The sequence below is a fragment of the Grimontia hollisae CIP 101886 genome, assembly GCF_000176515.1.
Classification (GTDB): Bacteria; Pseudomonadota; Gammaproteobacteria; order Enterobacterales; family Vibrionaceae; genus Enterovibrio; species Enterovibrio hollisae.
The window spans coordinates 300,280-316,705 of sequence record NZ_ADAQ01000013.1 but is presented as its reverse complement, the minus strand read 5'-3'; the positions used below and the strand labels follow the sequence as shown (position 1 = coordinate 316,705).

The 16,426-nt window shown below is 46.6% G+C and carries 13 protein-coding genes; 7 read left to right on the top strand and 6 right to left on the bottom strand.

Features of this window, described 5'->3' with window-relative positions:
* Nucleotides 1-76: 76 nt before the first annotated feature.
* The 4 genes from ihfA to btuD all read left to right on the top strand — a co-directional run bounded on the left by ihfA (nt 77) and on the right by btuD (nt 3,397).
* Nucleotides 77-373, top strand: coding sequence for an integration host factor subunit alpha (gene ihfA, locus VHA_RS14380; protein ID WP_005505538.1), 297 nt, complete (start codon nt 77-79; stop codon nt 371-373).
* A 172-nt stretch (nt 374-545) separates the two neighbouring features.
* On the top strand, nt 546-1,595 hold the full coding sequence (locus VHA_RS14375) for a succinylglutamate desuccinylase (protein WP_005505537.1): 1,050 nt from the start codon (nt 546-548) through the stop codon (nt 1,593-1,595).
* A 63-nt stretch (nt 1,596-1,658) separates the two neighbouring features.
* Entirely contained in the window at nt 1,659-2,645 is a 987-nt protein-coding gene (btuC, locus tag VHA_RS14370; protein ID WP_040529048.1) for a vitamin B12 ABC transporter permease BtuC, read from the top strand.
* Nucleotides 2,642-3,397, top strand: coding sequence for a vitamin B12 ABC transporter ATP-binding protein BtuD (btuD, locus tag VHA_RS14365; RefSeq protein WP_005505528.1), 756 nt, complete (start codon nt 2,642-2,644; stop codon nt 3,395-3,397). The genes btuC and btuD overlap by 4 nt, the downstream gene beginning before the upstream one ends.
* A gap of 100 nt (nt 3,398-3,497) precedes the next feature.
* Here btuD and VHA_RS14360 read toward each other — a convergent pair whose 3' ends face one another.
* Both VHA_RS14360 and VHA_RS14355 read right to left on the bottom strand, forming a co-directional pair.
* Nucleotides 3,498-3,950, bottom strand: a complete 453-nt coding sequence (locus VHA_RS14360; RefSeq protein WP_040529047.1) for a tellurite resistance TerB family protein — start codon at nt 3,948-3,950, stop codon at nt 3,498-3,500.
* Nucleotides 3,951-4,043: 93 nt separating this feature from the next.
* Nucleotides 4,044-4,400 carry a YibL family ribosome-associated protein gene (locus VHA_RS14355; protein ID WP_005505526.1) on the bottom strand — a complete coding sequence of 119 codons (357 nt, stop codon included), beginning with the start codon at nt 4,398-4,400 and terminating at the stop codon, nt 4,044-4,046.
* A 254-nt stretch (nt 4,401-4,654) separates the two neighbouring features.
* On the opposite strand from VHA_RS14355, the gene hrpA reads away from it, so the two are divergent.
* Both hrpA and VHA_RS14345 read left to right on the top strand, forming a co-directional pair.
* Nucleotides 4,655-8,557 carry an ATP-dependent RNA helicase HrpA gene (hrpA, locus tag VHA_RS14350; protein WP_005505525.1) on the top strand — a complete coding sequence of 1,301 codons (3,903 nt, stop codon included), beginning with the start codon at nt 4,655-4,657 and terminating at the stop codon, nt 8,555-8,557.
* 412 nt (nt 8,558-8,969) lie between these two features.
* Entirely contained in the window at nt 8,970-9,542 is a 573-nt protein-coding gene (locus tag VHA_RS14345; protein WP_050778568.1) for a murein L,D-transpeptidase catalytic domain family protein, read from the top strand.
* A 90-nt stretch (nt 9,543-9,632) separates the two neighbouring features.
* Here VHA_RS14345 and VHA_RS14340 read toward each other — a convergent pair whose 3' ends face one another.
* The 3 genes from VHA_RS14340 to VHA_RS14330 all read right to left on the bottom strand — a co-directional run bounded on the left by VHA_RS14340 (nt 9,633) and on the right by VHA_RS14330 (nt 14,350).
* Complete coding sequence (locus tag VHA_RS14340) at nt 9,633-11,732, bottom strand: NosR/NirI family protein (protein WP_005505519.1); 2,100 nt, start codon at nt 11,730-11,732, stop codon at nt 9,633-9,635.
* Nucleotides 11,733-11,833: 101 nt separating this feature from the next.
* Nucleotides 11,834-12,496 carry a pentapeptide repeat-containing protein gene (locus VHA_RS14335; protein ID WP_081456038.1) on the bottom strand — a complete coding sequence of 221 codons (663 nt, stop codon included), beginning with the start codon at nt 12,494-12,496 and terminating at the stop codon, nt 11,834-11,836.
* Nucleotides 12,497-12,562: 66 nt separating this feature from the next.
* A complete protein-coding gene (locus VHA_RS14330) occupies nt 12,563-14,350 on the bottom strand; it encodes a methanol/ethanol family PQQ-dependent dehydrogenase (RefSeq protein WP_040529266.1) in 1,788 nt (595 codons plus the stop codon).
* Nucleotides 14,351-14,969: 619 nt separating this feature from the next.
* Between VHA_RS14330 and VHA_RS14325 the strand changes: the two genes are divergently transcribed.
* Nucleotides 14,970-15,827 carry a DNA ligase gene (locus tag VHA_RS14325; protein ID WP_040529265.1) on the top strand — a complete coding sequence of 286 codons (858 nt, stop codon included), beginning with the start codon at nt 14,970-14,972 and terminating at the stop codon, nt 15,825-15,827.
* A 164-nt stretch (nt 15,828-15,991) separates the two neighbouring features.
* Here the strand turns inward: VHA_RS14325 and rplY are convergent, their stop codons facing one another.
* Nucleotides 15,992-16,270: a 50S ribosomal protein L25 gene (gene rplY, locus VHA_RS14320; RefSeq protein WP_005505513.1), complete on the bottom strand. Its 279-nt coding sequence runs from the start codon at nt 16,268-16,270 to the stop codon at nt 15,992-15,994.
* Nucleotides 16,271-16,426: the final 156 nt, after the last annotated feature.

Sequence of the window (16,426 nt, the reverse complement as noted above, 5' to 3'; positions counted from 1 at the left end):
TTTCTTTTGCAGTGAAATTCGTGGTGTAGATACGACGTATCACATTTGTGTTCAACATTTCTTGAGGGAATGACCTATGGCGCTCACCAAGGCCGATTTGGCTGAGAACCTGTTTGAAAATGTCGGGATGAGCAAGCGGGACGCCAAGGAAACTGTCGAAGCGTTTTTTGAAGAAATTCGAAAAGCGTTAGAAAGTGGCGAACAAGTCAAGTTGTCTGGCTTCGGAAATTTTGATCTTCGCGACAAGAATGAACGTCCGGGCCGCAATCCAAAAACGGGTGAAGATATTCCAATTACAGCTCGACGAGTTGTGACTTTCCGCCCAGGCCAAAAACTGAAGGCGAGAGTCGAGAAAGCCAAAGTAGACAAATAGTCGCCGTGCGAGAGTTTTCCAAAGAACCGTGGCTTATGTTATGACCACGGTTTTTTATTGCCCCGACATCGCATACGCCTGCTCTCATGAATTGCGTTTGTTATCAAAGTGTTTAGTTTGTATATTGACGGCTAAGACATGGATACCAAACAATTCATAAGGATAGTTAGAAATGGATAGTCAATTATTCAGGGGTTTTCTTAAGCATACGTTATTTCCACCTGAAAATTTCCAGCCATCCTGTATTACCTTGCCAAATGGTATAAATGTTAAGCATAGTGAGATTGGTGTGGTTGAAGTGACGCCACCGGTATCAGAAAAGGCGATTATTATTTCATCCGGCATCCATGGCGATGAAACCGCGCCGGTTGAATTGGTGGATGATTTGGTTGGCGGTATTTTGGAACAGCAAATTACACCTAAAAACCGCGTGCTTTTTATCATAGCCCACCCAAAAGCAATACATGCCCACACGCGCTTTATAAAAGAAAACTTAAATCGGCTCTTCACCAGTTTGAACCCTATCCGGAATGAAGAATGTACGCTTGCTAACCGGCTTCAAGAGAAGGTGAAGCATTTTTTTGATAGCGTCGATGACGAGCGTTGGCATTTCGACCTTCACTGCGCGATCAGAGCATCACAGCATTATATGTTTGGCGTTGTGCCTGCTTCTACTAAGGCAACAGACGTGCGCCCATTGATTGCTTTCCTGAAAGCAGCACATATGGATGCTGTGCTGTTGAGCCAGACGCCTTCTTCGACGTTTAGCTGGTTCAGTGCGGAAAACTATGGTGCGATGGCTGCCACATTTGAAATGGGTCGGGTAGCGCCGCTTTACCAAAACAATATGGCAGAATTTGTGCCGCTGCGTGAAGCGCTGATCGCAATGCTTGAAGAGCGTTATTTGCCACAAGAATCACAGACCAAGAGTTTTTCATCCTACAAAGTGACCCGCACGATTACCAAAACCGATGCGTCTTTCCAGCTGGCGTTCAGTGACGATACTGCTAACTTTACTTTCTTTCAGGAAGGCGAGTTGTTAGCTGAAGAAAATGGCGTACTTTATCATGCCTTACCGGGTGGAGAGGCCGTGGTGTTTCCAAATGCCAATGTGGCAATAGGGCAGCGTGCTGCTTTGCTGGTACAGCCTTTTGAACCCGATGACGCCCAGCCACTTTATGTGAATGTTGAGCGCAAATCTGGCACTTTCGCCGCCAGTTAGCACTTTTCATTTTGAGCGGTTCTATGTATGGTTGGCGGCAATCGTTAATTGAACCCGAAAACCATGCAGTTATTTCAACTTGCCAAGCGTCATGAGAGGCGCTGGCATGCCGCATTCATTGTTTCACTCTGCCTTCTCTTTGTGGGTGCTTTTGTCTCACTTTCCGTTGGAGAGATCTGGATATCTCCCTTTTCGTTTGGTTCTGCGTTAGAACAACAGCTTTTGGTTGAACTGCGGGTTCCCCGAGTGATTGCAGCCGTGCTGATCGGCGCATCACTGGCGGTGTCCGGTGGTGTTTTACAAGTCTTGTTGGGAAACCCTTTGGCTGAACCTGGCGTGCTGGGTATTTCTGGCGGCTCTAGCCTTGCTTTAGTGGTTACGATGTTTCTGTTTCCGGTATTCGCCACACCTTACGGTTTGATGGCCTCGGCGATGCTTGGCGCATTGGCGTTTACGACAATATTGGTGATGTTGGCAAGACGCAGGGCAATGTCGACGGCGAGATTGCTGCTGATTGGTGTTGCTCTCGGTATTCTCTCAGGTGCGATTGTCACCTGGGCATTCTATTTCAGTTCAGATCTAAATCTTCGCCAGCTTATGTATTGGTTGATGGGTAGTCTTTCTGGTGTGCATTGGTCTCAGCTCATCTTAGCGATCTTAATGGTTCCTGCTGTGATTTGGCTTTGTTTCCAGGGTAAAAAGCTGGATCTCATGATGCTCGGAGACGTGCAGGCTAGACAGTTAGGATTGAACATCAATGCATTGCGTTGGCAGTTAATCTTAATGGTGAGCTTATTGGTCGGTGCGTCGGTCGCCATGGCCGGTGTGATTGGTTTTGTCGGTTTGGTGGTGCCACACTTCCTGAGATTATGGTTTGGCACTGAAAACCGATTTCTTCTGCCGCTATCAGCGATTTCCGGCGCTTCATTGATGCTGGCAGCAGACACAATTGGCCGAATGGCGATCGCTGAAGCAGAGTTGCCTGTAGGAGCAGTAACGACGACAATCGGCGCTCCTTTGTTTATTTGGATGTTATTGAGGCGTGTATGATTGATGCTAAAAATATAGCGTTAGGAACGCGTCTTCTTCCCCTGAATTTTCGTGCAGGCAGAGGGGAGATTGTTCACCTGCTGGGTGCCAACGGCAGCGGGAAAAGTACACTTCTCGAATTGCTGTCAGGATTGACTGAAGGGCAGGGAAAAGTGATGTTGGATGGTGTTGAACTCGCGGGGATGGATGCGCTCTCTCTTGCCCGTCAGCGGGCATACCTGTGCCAACAACAAAAGCCAGCATTTGCCATTGGTGTGTATCAATATCTCAGTCTTAGTTTGTCAGCCATTCGTAACCTTATGCCAGAAGCCGCGGAGAAGGCAGTCAATGAAATATGTAGTGCTTTGGGGATTGCTGACAAGTTGGGTCGGAATACCGAGCAACTCTCAGGGGGCGAATGGCAGCGTGTGCGTCTGGCTGGTGTTTGCCTGCAAATATGGCCTGAAATCAACCCAGAAGGAAAGCTGTTGATTTTGGATGAGCCAGCTACAGCGTTGGATATTGCCCAACAAAGCGTGATGTACAATATCGTCAGGAAAATTGCGGACCAAGGGATTTCGGTAGTGATGTCCAATCACGATATTAACCGTACTTTGTCTGACGCGGACAGGGTTGTGCTGCTCAAAAACGGCCATATCGTCGCACAAGGCAGTCCTCGCGAGGTGATGACAGTCGACACTTTGGCGCATACGTTCGGTGTAAAACTTCGACGGGTAGAAGTGGGAACACAAACACTCATCTTAAGCCAATGACCCGTCTGGTGAAGAAACCAGCAGGTTCAATGCTTCAATAGAGAAACAGAAATAGAGGAACAGAGGCTATGAATCGATATTACCTGCCTCTGTAAAGCCCTTAGTTATTCTCGGTTACTTCCAGCTTCGCTTTAATAAACAGGGCGTGGTCGAGATATAAAAGTTCTGCGGTTTTGCGAATCACTGACTCTTCCAATGGATCCAGCCTACCATCAGCGTAGGCAACCTCCCACATGGCTTTTACCAGGGCATACCGCTGCGCTTGCTCCAACTGGCGTAATTTGTCTGTGTAGTCATACAATGACACTGCCTTTTGACTGTCGTTTCTGGCGTCGGTTAGCAGCGAGATTGCTTCTGCTTGTTCGATATCCAGTAACGCACAGAGAAGATTGGATTTTGCTGATTCTTCCCGGGGATCCAACTGATGATCGGCGCCAGCGACCTCACAAAGAAGCCCCGCCATTGCACGCTGGTAGTACGTCTTATTTGGGGCTACATTCCCACCTTCCTCGGCAAATACATCTCTTAAAATCGAAGACAGTTTTGAAAACACCGATTTACCCCCTGTTAGTGTGCTTAGCCTGAGAGTATGCGACAATGAAACATGATGTAAACTAGATTTACAAAGTGAAAAGCCCTGACGCTTTTAGAATGCTGTTGGTGCAAAACCGGTGACGACATCCAGCTTCAACGCTTTACCCAGCTTAGTCAGTGGGTGAACAACCACAAGACCACGTACAGATTTTTTCAGTTTGCCCATATCAGACTGTTCCAATTTAGTGATCTCGCGTGAGAAAGGCATATTCAACAATGCTTTGCGTTCTTTGTTTAACGAAAAGTTCTGTTTGTGGCTCAACTGGCTGATTTTTTTGTTTAAATCATCAATGTCGTTCGTGAACCTGGTAACCAATTCACTATCACCACGCGTTTTCGCGCCATCCAGTTTACGTTGGTTTTTGTCCAGACGGCTTTTCAGCTGTTGTAATTCTTGTTTAATGCTCATGGTGACCCAGTGTGTTTGTTTGCAAGGGCGCGGAGTGTATCACAGCATAGACACCAGGGTCATGCCAATTCCTGTTTAGGATGTTGTTCGTTATTCGGTGTCAACAGTTTAAAAAGGAGAAGTGAATGAAGATCGAGGTCATGGCGGTTTATGGTAGAATCTTCGCAATTTTTTAGACGGTACTGAGCCTGCTTTACGTTTACGCTCGTACTGTGAGTGGATTTTCTTCAAACAGCATTTCTCTGGATAACGATTTGACCGCTTCAATCCATCAAAACAACGCTAAAACACTTTTCGCTGCGCTTGATGACTGCATGCTGAAAGACAGGTTCCGCCTCAGCAAACGCATCAAGGGTGCACAACGCATCAAGAAAAACGAGGCCCGTCAGGCCGTCTTTGATGACATCGCACTGGATATTGCCAAATCCATGCAGGTTCGCTTACAACGCCTGAATGCCCAACCCACCATTACGTTCCCAGAACAGTTACCTGTCAGCCAGAAAAAAGACGAGATTGCGCAAGCCATTGCCAACAACCAGGTGGTGATTGTCGCGGGTGAAACGGGCTCAGGTAAAACCACCCAGTTACCTAAAATTTGCATGGAACTTGGGCTTGGCGTATCCGGGGTGATTGGCCATACCCAACCGCGCCGTCTGGCGGCACGCTCAGTCGCGACGCGGATTGCAGAAGAATTGGAAACCGAACTGGGTAAAACCGTTGGTTACAAAGTGCGGTTCAACGATCAGGTGTCAGAGGAATCCCGGGTCAAACTGATGACCGACGGTATTTTGCTGGCTGAAATTCAGCATGACCGTTATCTCAACCAGTATGACTGCATCATTATCGATGAAGCGCACGAACGCAGCCTGAATATCGATTTCATTCTGGGGTACTTAAAGCAATTGCTGCCGAAACGCCCGGATTTAAAACTTATCATTACCTCGGCAACCATCGACCCTGAGCGTTTCTCGAACCATTTCGGTGGTGCGCCAATCATTGAAGTTTCTGGCCGCACCTATCCGGTGGAAGTGCGTTACCGCCCTTTGGTAGAAGACAGTGAAGACACGGATCGCGATCAGCTTCAGGCGATTTTTGATGCTGTCGATGAGCTGCATGAAGAAGGGTCGGGCGACATCCTGATCTTTATGAACGGTGAACGCGAAATCCGTGATACTGCCGATGCCCTGAATAAGCGTAATCTGCGTGACACTGAAATCCTGCCGTTGTATGCGCGTTTGTCATCGTCTGAGCAAAACCGTGTGTTTCAGCCCCATTCTGGTCGCCGCATCGTACTGGCAACCAACGTGGCGGAAACTTCGCTGACGGTGCCGGGCATCAAATACGTGATCGATCCCGGTACGGCGCGGATTTCCCGTTACAGCTATCGCACCAAGGTGCAACGCCTGCCGATTGAACCGATTTCACAGGCAAGCGCTAACCAGCGTAAAGGGCGCTGCGGACGGGTGTCAGACGGTATCTGTATCCGTTTGTATTCAGAAGAAGATTTCCTTTCCCGTCCAGAATTTACCGATCCTGAAATCCTGCGTACCAATCTGGCGTCCGTTATCCTGCAAATGACGGCGATTGGTCTGGGTGATATTGCTGCGTTTCCGTTTGTCCAGCCGCCAGACAGCCGCAACATCTCTGATGGTGTTCGCCTGCTTGAAGAGCTGGGTGCGCTGAAAGAAAGCAAGAAAGGCGATGATCAAAAACGCCTGACGGATATTGGTCGTTCACTCGCGCGTCTGCCTATCGACCCACGACTTGCCCGTATGGTGCTGGAAGCGGGGCGTCTGGGTGCGCTCAATGAAGTGATGGTGATTGCTTCAGCGCTGTCGATTCAGGATCCCCGTGAGCGTCCGAGTGAGAAACAGCAGGCAGCCGATGAGAAACATCGCCGCTTTAACGATAAGGAATCTGACTTCCTGGCCTATGTAAACCTGTGGGAGTACATCAAGGAGCAGCAAAAGGCACTGTCCGGCAACCAGTTCCGCAAACAGTGTAAGAAAGATTACCTGAACTATCTGCGTATCCGTGAATGGCAGGATGTGCATTACCAGATCCGCCAGGTGATTCATGAGCTTGGCTTCAAGATCAATCAGGAACCGGCAGATTACTCATCCATTCATGTGTCATTGCTGGCGGGGTTACTGTCCCATATTGGCCAGAAAGATCAGGAAAAGAACGAATACCAAGGTGCGCGTAATGCCCGCTTCAACATCTTCCCGGCATCTGGCATCTTCAAAAAGCAGCCGAAGTGGTTAATGGTGGCTGAGCTGGTGGAAACCTCCAAACTTTGGGGGCGTGTCGCCGCTAAAATCCAGCCTGAATGGGTGGAGCCGCTGGCTAAGCACCTTATCAAGCGCAGTTACTCCGAACCGCATTGGGAGAAGAAGCAGGCCGCTGTCTTTGCCTTCGAAAAAGTGATGCTTTATGGCATTCCTATCGTGCCGAAACGTAAAGTGAATTATGGCAGCATTGATCCTGTGGTCAGCCGTGAGCTCTTTATCCGCTCTGCGCTGGTAGAAGGAGATTGGGAGACTAAGCACAAGTTCTTCCACCAGAACCGCAAAATGCTGGCCGAAGTGGAAGAGCTGGAGAAGAAATCCCGTCGCCGCGATATTCTGGTTGACGACGATACACTCTACGAGTTCTACGATCAGCGTATCGATCATACCGTGGTATCTGGCCGTCACTTTGACAGCTGGTGGAAGAAAGTCAGTCGTGATGAACCTGAAAAGCTGAACTTCGAGAAAGCCATGCTGCTCGCAGGCGATGCCAGCCATGTCACTGAGTTGGACTATCCGAACTTCTGGCATCAGGGCAACCTGAAGCTGAAACTCAGCTATCAGTTTGAGCCGGGTGAAGACCATGATGGTGTGACTGTGCATATCCCGCTGCCAGTGCTCAACCAGATTGAGCCTTACGGCTTTGACTGGCAAATCCCGGGCCTGCGCCATGAGCTTATTGTTTGTTTGATTAAGTCATTGCCCAAAACGTTACGACGTAACTTTGTGCCAGCACCAAACTACGCAACGGCTTTCCTTCAGCGTGTCACGCCCATGGAAATGCCGCTGCTGGATGCGTTGGAGAAAGAGTTGAAGCGCATGACCGGTGTGACTGTGCTGCGTGAAAACTGGCAACTGGAGCAATTACCGGAACACCTGAGAATCACTTTCCGTGCCGTTGACCACAAAAATCGTAAGTTAAGTGAAAGCTATGATTTGTATGAGCTGAAAGACGGCTTGAAAGAGAAAGTGCAGGAGACGCTGTCTCAGGTGGCTGATGACGATATCGAACAACAGGGACTGACCACCTGGAGCTTTGGTGCGCTGCCGAAAATGTATCAGCAGAAGCGTGGTGGATTTGAAGTCAAAGCTTTCCCAGCGATTGTGGATAATAAAGATTCAGTCGGCATCAAGCTGTATGAAACCGAAGAAGAGCAGCATCAGGCCATGCAACAGGGCCAGCGCCGCCTGATCCTTCTGAACGTACCGTCACCGATTAAGTACCTGCATGAAAACTTGCCGAACAAGTCGAAGCTTGGCCTGTATTTCAACCCGTATGGCCGTGTGCTGGATTTGATTGATGACTGTATTGCCTGTGGCGTTGATAAGCTGATAGAAGCGCAGGGCGGACTGAAATGGCAGCCTGAAGAGTTCGAGGCGCTGAAAGAGCATGTACGTGCAGAGCTTGGCGATACCGTGGTGGAGATTGCCAAGCAGGTAGAGCAGATCCTGACGACAGCCTTTAACATTAACAAGAAGCTGAAAGGTAAAATTGACTTTACCATGGCCTTTGCGTTGTCAGATATTAAAGCGCAGATTGAAGGCTTAATCTTCAAGGGGTTTGCAACGGAATGTGGCTGGAAACGTTTGCCGGACATCCAGCGATACATGAATGCGATCGAACGTCGTTTGGAAAAACTGCCTATCGATCCGAATAAAGATCGCTTGCATATGCTGAAAATTGAGTCTGTCACTAATGATTACAAAGAACTGCTGAACAAGATCCCGAAAGGGCAACGTGTTCCAGAAGCAGTGAAGGAAATCCGTTGGATGATTGAGGAGCTCAGAGTCAGCTATTTCGCACAGCAATTGGGGACACCTTATCCCATTTCAGATAAGCGCATTAAGAACGCTATCGATGCGGTCTAATAAACCTTTACATCTGTGTTTCAGTTAAGGAACATATTTCATTAAAAAAAGAAAGTCAGCGTTTATGCTGGCTTTTTCATTTTTTACCGTTATGGCAACATTCGCCGAAATCAGCAGCAATAAACGGCAAATTTACGCCTATGCCACTGAAATGAATGTTTGCGTGTCAACAGACAAATCGTGAAATTCAAGTCTTTCGGTATTCTTACCTTCTGAAAAATAAATAATTTGTGCCAAAAGAATTTGGTGCGGGCTTTGGTATGGCATTTATTATGCCGCCTTTAATTTGAGGTTACCGGGGAGAAATATGAGTTGAGCGTTGTACTGTACGGCACGCATGTGCTTATTACAGATCATTTACGGGTAAACGATGTTGTTAAAGGTATTGAAGGTAACTTTAGCATTCCTGTTAATGTTTCTTTCAGAAAATGTATTCGCAATTGCTATGCCCGATGCACAATCTATGTATCGGGAATTAAATTTATCGACGGAAGTTTCATTTGGAAAGTTCCAGAAAGCATATAACCATTTTCTGGCCCATCGTGGCAGTAAGGATGTTTTTACTGTGATTGATTACGGTAAACCGTCTTCTCAAAAACGATTTTGGGTTATTGATGCAGCGAAGCGCAAAGTCCTGTTTGCTTCTTACGTTTCTCACGGTAAAAACAGCGGGGCACTTTATGCGAGAAATTTTTCCAATGTTGTTAATTCACACCAGACGTCGATTGGTATTTTCCGGGCAGCAGAAACTTACTATGGCAAGCATGGTTACTCGCTTCGCCTAGATGGGCTTTCAAAAGGGATTAACGACAATGCACGGCGGCGTGCAATTGTTATTCACGGTGCCACGTATGCCCATCCCAGTGTGATTGCCAAAACCGGACAATTAGGGCGCAGTTGGGGATGCCCAGCTTTACCCAGTTACTTATCAAAGAAAGTCATCAACACTATAAAGAATGGCACATACATTTACGCGTTTGCTTAAGAGTGTATGGATTATTTCATGAATAAATGGTACCGGGTTTCAGGCAAACAAAAAGATAATTTGTCATAAACGCGCTACCATTGCTGGATATTAATGTTTATTGAGCAGAGCCGCAGAACGTTTATTTCTGCGGTTTTTTTTATTTCCATAACGGCCGATAACACATCGATTCTGATCATTAATAATCACTAAACACTCCAAGCATTGAATACATTCGTTATAGTCGATACGTCCATCAAAGCGTATCGCATTGATTTCGCATTTTTTATGACATAACTGGCAAGGGTTTCCGCACTCTTTTCTTCGTTTCAACCAGGAAAATAGTCTGAGCCTTCCTAGTATTGCCAAACCAGCACCCAAGGGACAAAGGTATCGACAATAGAACTTGTGGACGAATAACCCAGCGCCCAGTAATACGAAGGCATAGGTAACGAAAGGCCAGTGGCGGAAAAAATTCATAGTAAGGGTTGTTTTAAAGGGTTCGATTTCTGCGAGAGTTTCGGCCATCGACAAGTCAAAGAATGCAGCCATGATTAACCCGATAAGTATCGGGTATTTGATACGTTGCAATGTACGATGATGTGAGTCTAAGGGTTTCCATTGGGGAAGTCGCAGCCAATTCGCTAATCGTCCTATTAACTCTTGAAAGGCGCCGAAAGGACAAAGCCAACCGCAGAACAAGCCACGTCCCCACAAAAAAAGGCTAATGAAAACAAAACTCCAAATGATAAAAAGGATAGGGTCTAGCAAAAACACATGAACATCAAAACCCTGCCAAACTGAGAGCAGTAACGTGTAGATGTTGACGACTGAAAGTTGTCCTTGTGCGTAGTAGCCAATAAATCCAATGATAAAAAACAGTGATATAAGCCTGATGTTAGGTAGCCATTTCCCATATCGGGGGGCAAGCTGACGTTGGAAGACGAACAACCCCGTGAGAAAGCACAAATACACAGTTAACACAGCGATATCAATGGCTCTTTGCTGCCAGAGCCGTTGCCATAAGGGGGTAGGCGTCGCTTGGGGCATTTCATTTTTTTCAATGAGCGCCGGTGAGATGCTGACTTGTTTTGAAAGTGTGATGCTGGTGGTTTGAATGGGATTAGAGGAAATGAACAGGGTCATTCGAAGTTCAAAAGGGGATGATAAATCAAAGCCTGAATTCGCTTTGATGCGAAAAATGTTTATGTCCCGGTATGTCGGGAAGTTCTCTGTGAAAGATTCCGGATAAAAACTATAAAAATTCAGGTCTCTGATATCAACAGCATACCCATTTTGATAGATACTGAGCCTGTTGGGCGTTGAACCTGATGCAAACTCAGGTTCGATAAAACTTATCGCACCGTTGGAGCTCATCATTAGTGCCAGCTCCCCGGGAGCCAGCTCCTGGAAAAGCCGTTTATATTCATCATCGCCAAGAAGGTTTCTGCCAACGCGTTCACTGTTGATAAACGCCCAATGAATATCAATGAGTGATTCTGCATTGTTTTCTCTTAAGCTGTCGAGTTGAACGTTTTCAATACCGACGGATTCAAGCACGTGCCAGGATTTTAAATAGTCTTTTGATATAAGCTCGTTAACACTCATGGGGGTGAAACCTGATTTGAAGGCAACCTCTGGGGGCGCTTCAAAGCCTGATAGTTTCATTCTGGCAACGCGCATGGCAGCCCCTAAAATAGTGTCGTGGATAACCATGACTGACACCGTTGCTCTTGTTATGCCATCGATGTAGTTGGTGTTTTCATCCTTATCCGAAGAACTTTTACCAACCAACAGGCGTTGATCAATACGTCGGTTTAAGTATTGTTGCACAAACTCATGGAGGGGTTTTTGTCCAAGGCCATAAAGAAATATGGGCTCGTGATGGCTGATTATTTTTATTCCCCGGATAATCCCTTTTGTATCGAGAGCAATGCGTAGATTAATTGTTTCGCCTGAGAATCCAGGAAAGTTGGTGAGATTGTTACTTTCAAAAACATAGCCAATCAGTTGATTGAGTTGATAGATGGGAATTATCCCTAGTTCAGTATCAGGCTCTCCAACACGGGTAGCGGAGGGAAATAATTCAGCAATTTCGCTATTGGCAGGGGATTGGTCTTGTGCGTGTAACTCACAGCCAAACCATAATGTAGAAGCAAAAAAGATTGATACGAAAATACGTTTCAGCGAATTAAGGTGGAAACATTGCATTTTCCGTTTCCTCACTGACAGTTAGGCCCACTTTTCACTTATTGAACGCTTAAGTAGAGATGTTCCCCAGCTTTGTGTTTAACCGTGTTTTAAGCTCTGGATTACCAGTCTAACGGGCAGCCAGTGCACCCTTCCATATTCGCGCCTTCGAAAATGGCATAAAACGTTCGAGCACCTGTGATATCTGCATCTTGCAAGTTAGCATCATACATTTTGGTCTCTTGTAGGTTGGTATTGAGCATATTCGCTCTCAGAAAATCGGTTTTGGGTGCCCAAACCATTTCTAGATTCGCAGCTTGTAAATTGGCATCATGAAACTGGGCTTTGGCAATGCGTCCAAACTCTAGATTGGCACCCCGAAGATCTGCATTTTTGAAAGATGCTACTTGAGCAAAGATGGCCCACCCCTGTATAGCTTGAAGATTGGCATTATCAAAGTTGGCCACTCGGGCATTGGCATGCCGCAAGTCTGCCCGTGCCAGATTGGCGTTTTTAAATTGTGCTTTTCCTAGATTTGCATTTTTCAAAGTAACATGGCGTAAGTCTGCGCCACTAAAGTCTGCACCGTTAAAATCAGAGCCGGTCAGATCTAAATTAGCCAGATTAGCATTGCGAAGATCAGCACCCGGACAGGATGCAAAGGGCTTTAGTTTACAACCATTTACAACAAGGAACGCTTCTTCCTCGGCCCATCCATTTGACGATAGGCACATTGACATGCCGAGTAGAAAAATACCTTTAATAGTTTGGTTTATACAGTTCATGGCGCTTTCCTAGGGGGTAATCAGGGGAAAAAACGGTCAGCATACATGCTGACCGGAAACTTCGTGTTAGAGCCATTCAGGAAGACGGAACACCCAGAAAGCACCGCCTTGTGGAACAGGTTTGGTCAAATCGGCCATATCTCCTCCCCAAAGAGGGACTGCGCCACCATAACCCGAAGCGAGTCCAATGTATTGGACGCCATCTATCTCCCAGGTCACTGGGCATGAAATGACCCCAGATCCTGTTTGGAAGCGCCAAAGTTCTTCTCCTGTTTCGGCATTGAGGGCTTTGACATAACCATCACTGGTTCCTGTGAATACCAGGTTGCCTTTCGTTGCTAGGGTTCCAGACCACAACGGGAGTTTCTCTTTGTGCTCCCAAACGAATTTCCCAGTTTTCGGGTCTACTGCACGTAGTATTCCTACGTGGTCGTCATACATGCGCTTGATGCGAAACCCTTGACCGAGATATGCCGCCCCTTTTTTATACGTTACTTCTTCCGTCCAGTAGTCTTCCTTCCAGTGATTTGCTGGTACGTAGAACAACCCGGTATCTTGGCTATACGACATAGGGTTCCAGTTTTTACCACCTAAGAATGGCGGGGAAACTTCAACGGGTTTTCCTGATTTCTGTCCCGGTTCTGGCAAGGGGGGGCGTTGTCCTTTAACTTCCATAGGACGTCCAGTTTCTGGATGGATGCCTGTTGCCCATGTGATGTTATCTACGAATGGGAATGCTTTTATGAATTTGCCGTTATCTTGATTGACAAGGTAGAAGAAACCATTTCTGTCTGCGTGTGCCGTAGCACGAATTGTTTTGCCATTTTCTTCGTATTCGAATAACACGAGTTCGTTATTCCCGGAGAAATCCCAGGCATCATTCGGTGTGTGTTGGTAGAACCACTTCACTTCGCCGGTCGTTGGATCAACGCCTACTTGTCCAGAAGTATAAAGGTTATCGTAATCGAGAGGGTTACCACCTTCAGATGTACGCTTCCAAGTGTTCCAGGGAGCGGGGTTACCAGCGCCAATAATGATGGTGTTGGTTTTTGCATCATAACTTGCACTTTGCCAGGGTGCCCCGCCACCATGGTGCCAGGCTTCAACAAGGTTACCCTTCTTATCTCTTGGCCAGGTAGGGGCTTTAGGATCGCCAGTTGGTGTGCTTTCTTTTCCGTTCAAACGTCCCATGTGCCCTTCAACGAAAGGGCGCATCCAGATTTCTTCACCGGTATCAGGATCACGGGCAAACAATTTTCCGACCACACCAAATTCATCACCGGAAGAACCGTGAATGAGCATGACTTTGCCTGTATTCTGATCTTTCACAATGGTTGGTGCACCAGTCATGGTGTACCCGGCTTTATGATCACCGAATTTTTTGCGCCATAGACGCTTACCTGTATGACGATCAAGTGCAACGATAGCCGCATCAAGTGTTCCCATAAACACCTTATCACCATAAATTGCAGCACCGCGGTTTACGACATCACAGCAAGGACGAATGTCTTCTGGCAACCGATGTGTATAGCTCCAAAGCCTTTTTCCTGTTTTTGCATCAAGCGCAAACATTCTTGAATACGATGCTGTCACATAGATAACACCATCGTAGACGAGTGCTTGGGATTCCTGACCTCGTTGCTTTTCATCACCAAATGAGAATGACCAGGCAGGCACGAGCTTTTTAACATTATCTGTATTGATTTGCGTAAGACCACTGTAGCGCTGTGCTTTGGGGCCGATGCCATACATTAAGACGTTTTCGGGAGTGTTGGCATCATCCATGATGTCATCCCATGTGACGCCTTTTCTTGTATCTGCGATAGCAATAAAACTTGTCAAGACCAAGGTCATGGTTAAATAAAAACGTTTATGGTGAAGAAGATTACGATTATGCATTGTTCGGTTCTCCTAGGTTTTGCAACTAATTTGATTGCATTCGCACATCAGTTTTTTTGCGCTATTTGTGAGACGCTGAGGAGATCGGCACCATTTGCATATTTCGGAGCATTAAGCGTTTGAACTCGATAAGACGTTCTTATGCAAAGCATCTTGAAACACAATATTTCAAGCTGCTTCGTTGTATTTAACTGAATTAGTAAATAGGCCGAGCTTCTTCCTAACATATATAAGGTTTCAATGTCCGGTGCTCCCGAGCTGAGATGTATTCTAGAAGCAAAAGAAAAAGGGGGGCCATAGGCCATTGGGCGCTCCCAAATCCTACTTTGGTATATCGTACGGTTTATGTGGAGACTCTGATTGTTGGATGGCGCGTCAACGGAATATTGATAATTAAATGAAGAGTGTCTGCATTTCAGAAGTGTTCTGAGTGGTTGTACGTCGCTTTTTTGTTGATTTATGCAACGTTAAAGCAGGATGTTGATGAGACGTCTCAAATACCTTACCCAAATTGGCATCACAACTGTCTTCGTTAAAAATGGATGTCATCACAAACGAACAGACGGTAAAAATCATGAAGTCAGCGCCACTGATGTTAGCTATTTCATTAAGCTTGATCGCAAATCAGGAGGTTGAGGCTGTTACCAATCATCATTACAAGCCTCAGTTGGCAGTTTCTTTTGACGATGCAGAAATCAACGGTTGGACTCATTATTATTACAGCGAGAAGCTCGATGGAATTCGCGCTTACTGGGATGGTCAATCTCTGTTTACGCGACAAGGTAAGCAGATTTTCGCACCAACATGGTTTGTCGATGCGTTCCCTGATATCCCCTTGGAAGGTGAGCTCTGGATTGGGCGAAATCAATTTGAAGCCACAATGGCCGTGGTGATGGATAGCAAGCCGGATGATGAAGCCTGGAAACAAGTGCGGTTTATGGTGTTCGACATGCCAGCAAGCATTGATCGCTTTGAAAAGCGCTACAGTGATTTCAAAAGCCTGATTTTGAACATAGACATTCCACATTTAGGGTATGTAGAACATTATCCCGTTGAAGGTGAGGTGGCATTAAAGGAAATACTCAATGCCGTTGATAGTGTCGGTGGTGAGGGCTTGATGCTTCGCAAACTTTCCGGCGTCTATACTGCCGGGCGTTCAGACAATGTGCTCAAAATGAAAGTTGCTGATGATGCTGAAGCTGAAGTGGTTGGCTACGTTGGCGGAAAAGGTAAACATCAAGGTCGGATGGGGTCTCTGGTAGTAAGAATGCCTGATGGAAAAGAGTTTAAAATTGGTACAGGTTTTTCCGATAAACAACGGGAAAACCCACCTGCGCTGGGAGTGAAGATCACCTATCGTCACAACGGCTTTACCCACAATGGTGTCCCTAAGTTTGCACGGTTTGTGCGGGTGGATGCCAGCAAGCAATAATCCCGATTAAACACCGTACCGTTTTGTCTGAATGAAACCTGACATCGGTGTATGATCATGCCGTCATTGCAAGCATCCCTCCAAGCGTAGGAGACTTGAAAGTAAAGCGACCCATGCAAAAAAGCGCCCCGGAAGGCGCTTCTTTGTTTCAAGCTCAAACGCAATTAGATGCGGATGAAGTCCATGTGCATGACTTTTGGCTTGAATGGGTGACGCTGGATGTCCTGAGGCTTAACTTTCACTTCTGCGCCGTCGATTACCAGGGTAATCGCTTCGTAGAACTCAGGCTTGTCCATTTGAGTGATCACTTTAGAGTGATCCAGTGCGATGGCAACTGGTGCTGCTTCGCCACCGTAAACGACTGCTGGGAACTTGTCAGCGTGACGCAGGCGGCGGCTCGCACCTTTACCCTGCTTAGTACGTACTACTGCTTCGAATTTCATAATAAATACTCTTAAATAGAGAGTTGAAAATAAGTACTCAGATTTGCGACCAAACTGAGTACCAAGTAAATCGAGCGCGGATACTAACATTGAGACCGGGTAATAACAAGCTATCCCAGCAATTTAGTGCTCAATTGATGGCAAATTGTACGAGCC

What these genes read in the sequence shown, in the direction of transcription:
- ihfA (WP_005505538.1), top strand. Translation starts at nt 77, where the DNA reads ATGGCGCTCACCAAGGCCGATTTGGCTGAGAACCTGTTTGAAAATGTC.
- VHA_RS14375 (WP_005505537.1), top strand. Translation starts at nt 546, where the DNA reads ATGGATAGTCAATTATTCAGGGGTTTTCTTAAGCATACGTTATTTCCA.
- btuC (WP_040529048.1), top strand. Translation starts at nt 1,659, where the DNA reads ATGCAGTTATTTCAACTTGCCAAGCGTCATGAGAGGCGCTGGCATGCC.
- btuD (WP_005505528.1), top strand. Translation starts at nt 2,642, where the DNA reads ATGATTGATGCTAAAAATATAGCGTTAGGAACGCGTCTTCTTCCCCTG.
- VHA_RS14355 (WP_005505526.1), bottom strand. Translation starts at nt 4,400, where the DNA reads ATGAGCATTAAACAAGAATTACAACAGCTGAAAAGCCGTCTGGACAAA.
- VHA_RS14345 (WP_050778568.1), top strand. Translation starts at nt 8,970, where the DNA reads ATGTTTCTTTCAGAAAATGTATTCGCAATTGCTATGCCCGATGCACAA.
- VHA_RS14340 (WP_005505519.1), bottom strand. Translation starts at nt 11,732, where the DNA reads ATGCAATGTTTCCACCTTAATTCGCTGAAACGTATTTTCGTATCAATC.
- VHA_RS14335 (WP_081456038.1), bottom strand. Translation starts at nt 12,496, where the DNA reads ATGAACTGTATAAACCAAACTATTAAAGGTATTTTTCTACTCGGCATG.
- VHA_RS14330 (WP_040529266.1), bottom strand. Translation starts at nt 14,350, where the DNA reads ATGACCTTGGTCTTGACAAGTTTTATTGCTATCGCAGATACAAGAAAA.
- VHA_RS14325 (WP_040529265.1), top strand. Translation starts at nt 14,970, where the DNA reads ATGAAGTCAGCGCCACTGATGTTAGCTATTTCATTAAGCTTGATCGCA.
- rplY (WP_005505513.1), bottom strand. Translation starts at nt 16,270, where the DNA reads ATGAAATTCGAAGCAGTAGTACGTACTAAGCAGGGTAAAGGTGCGAGC.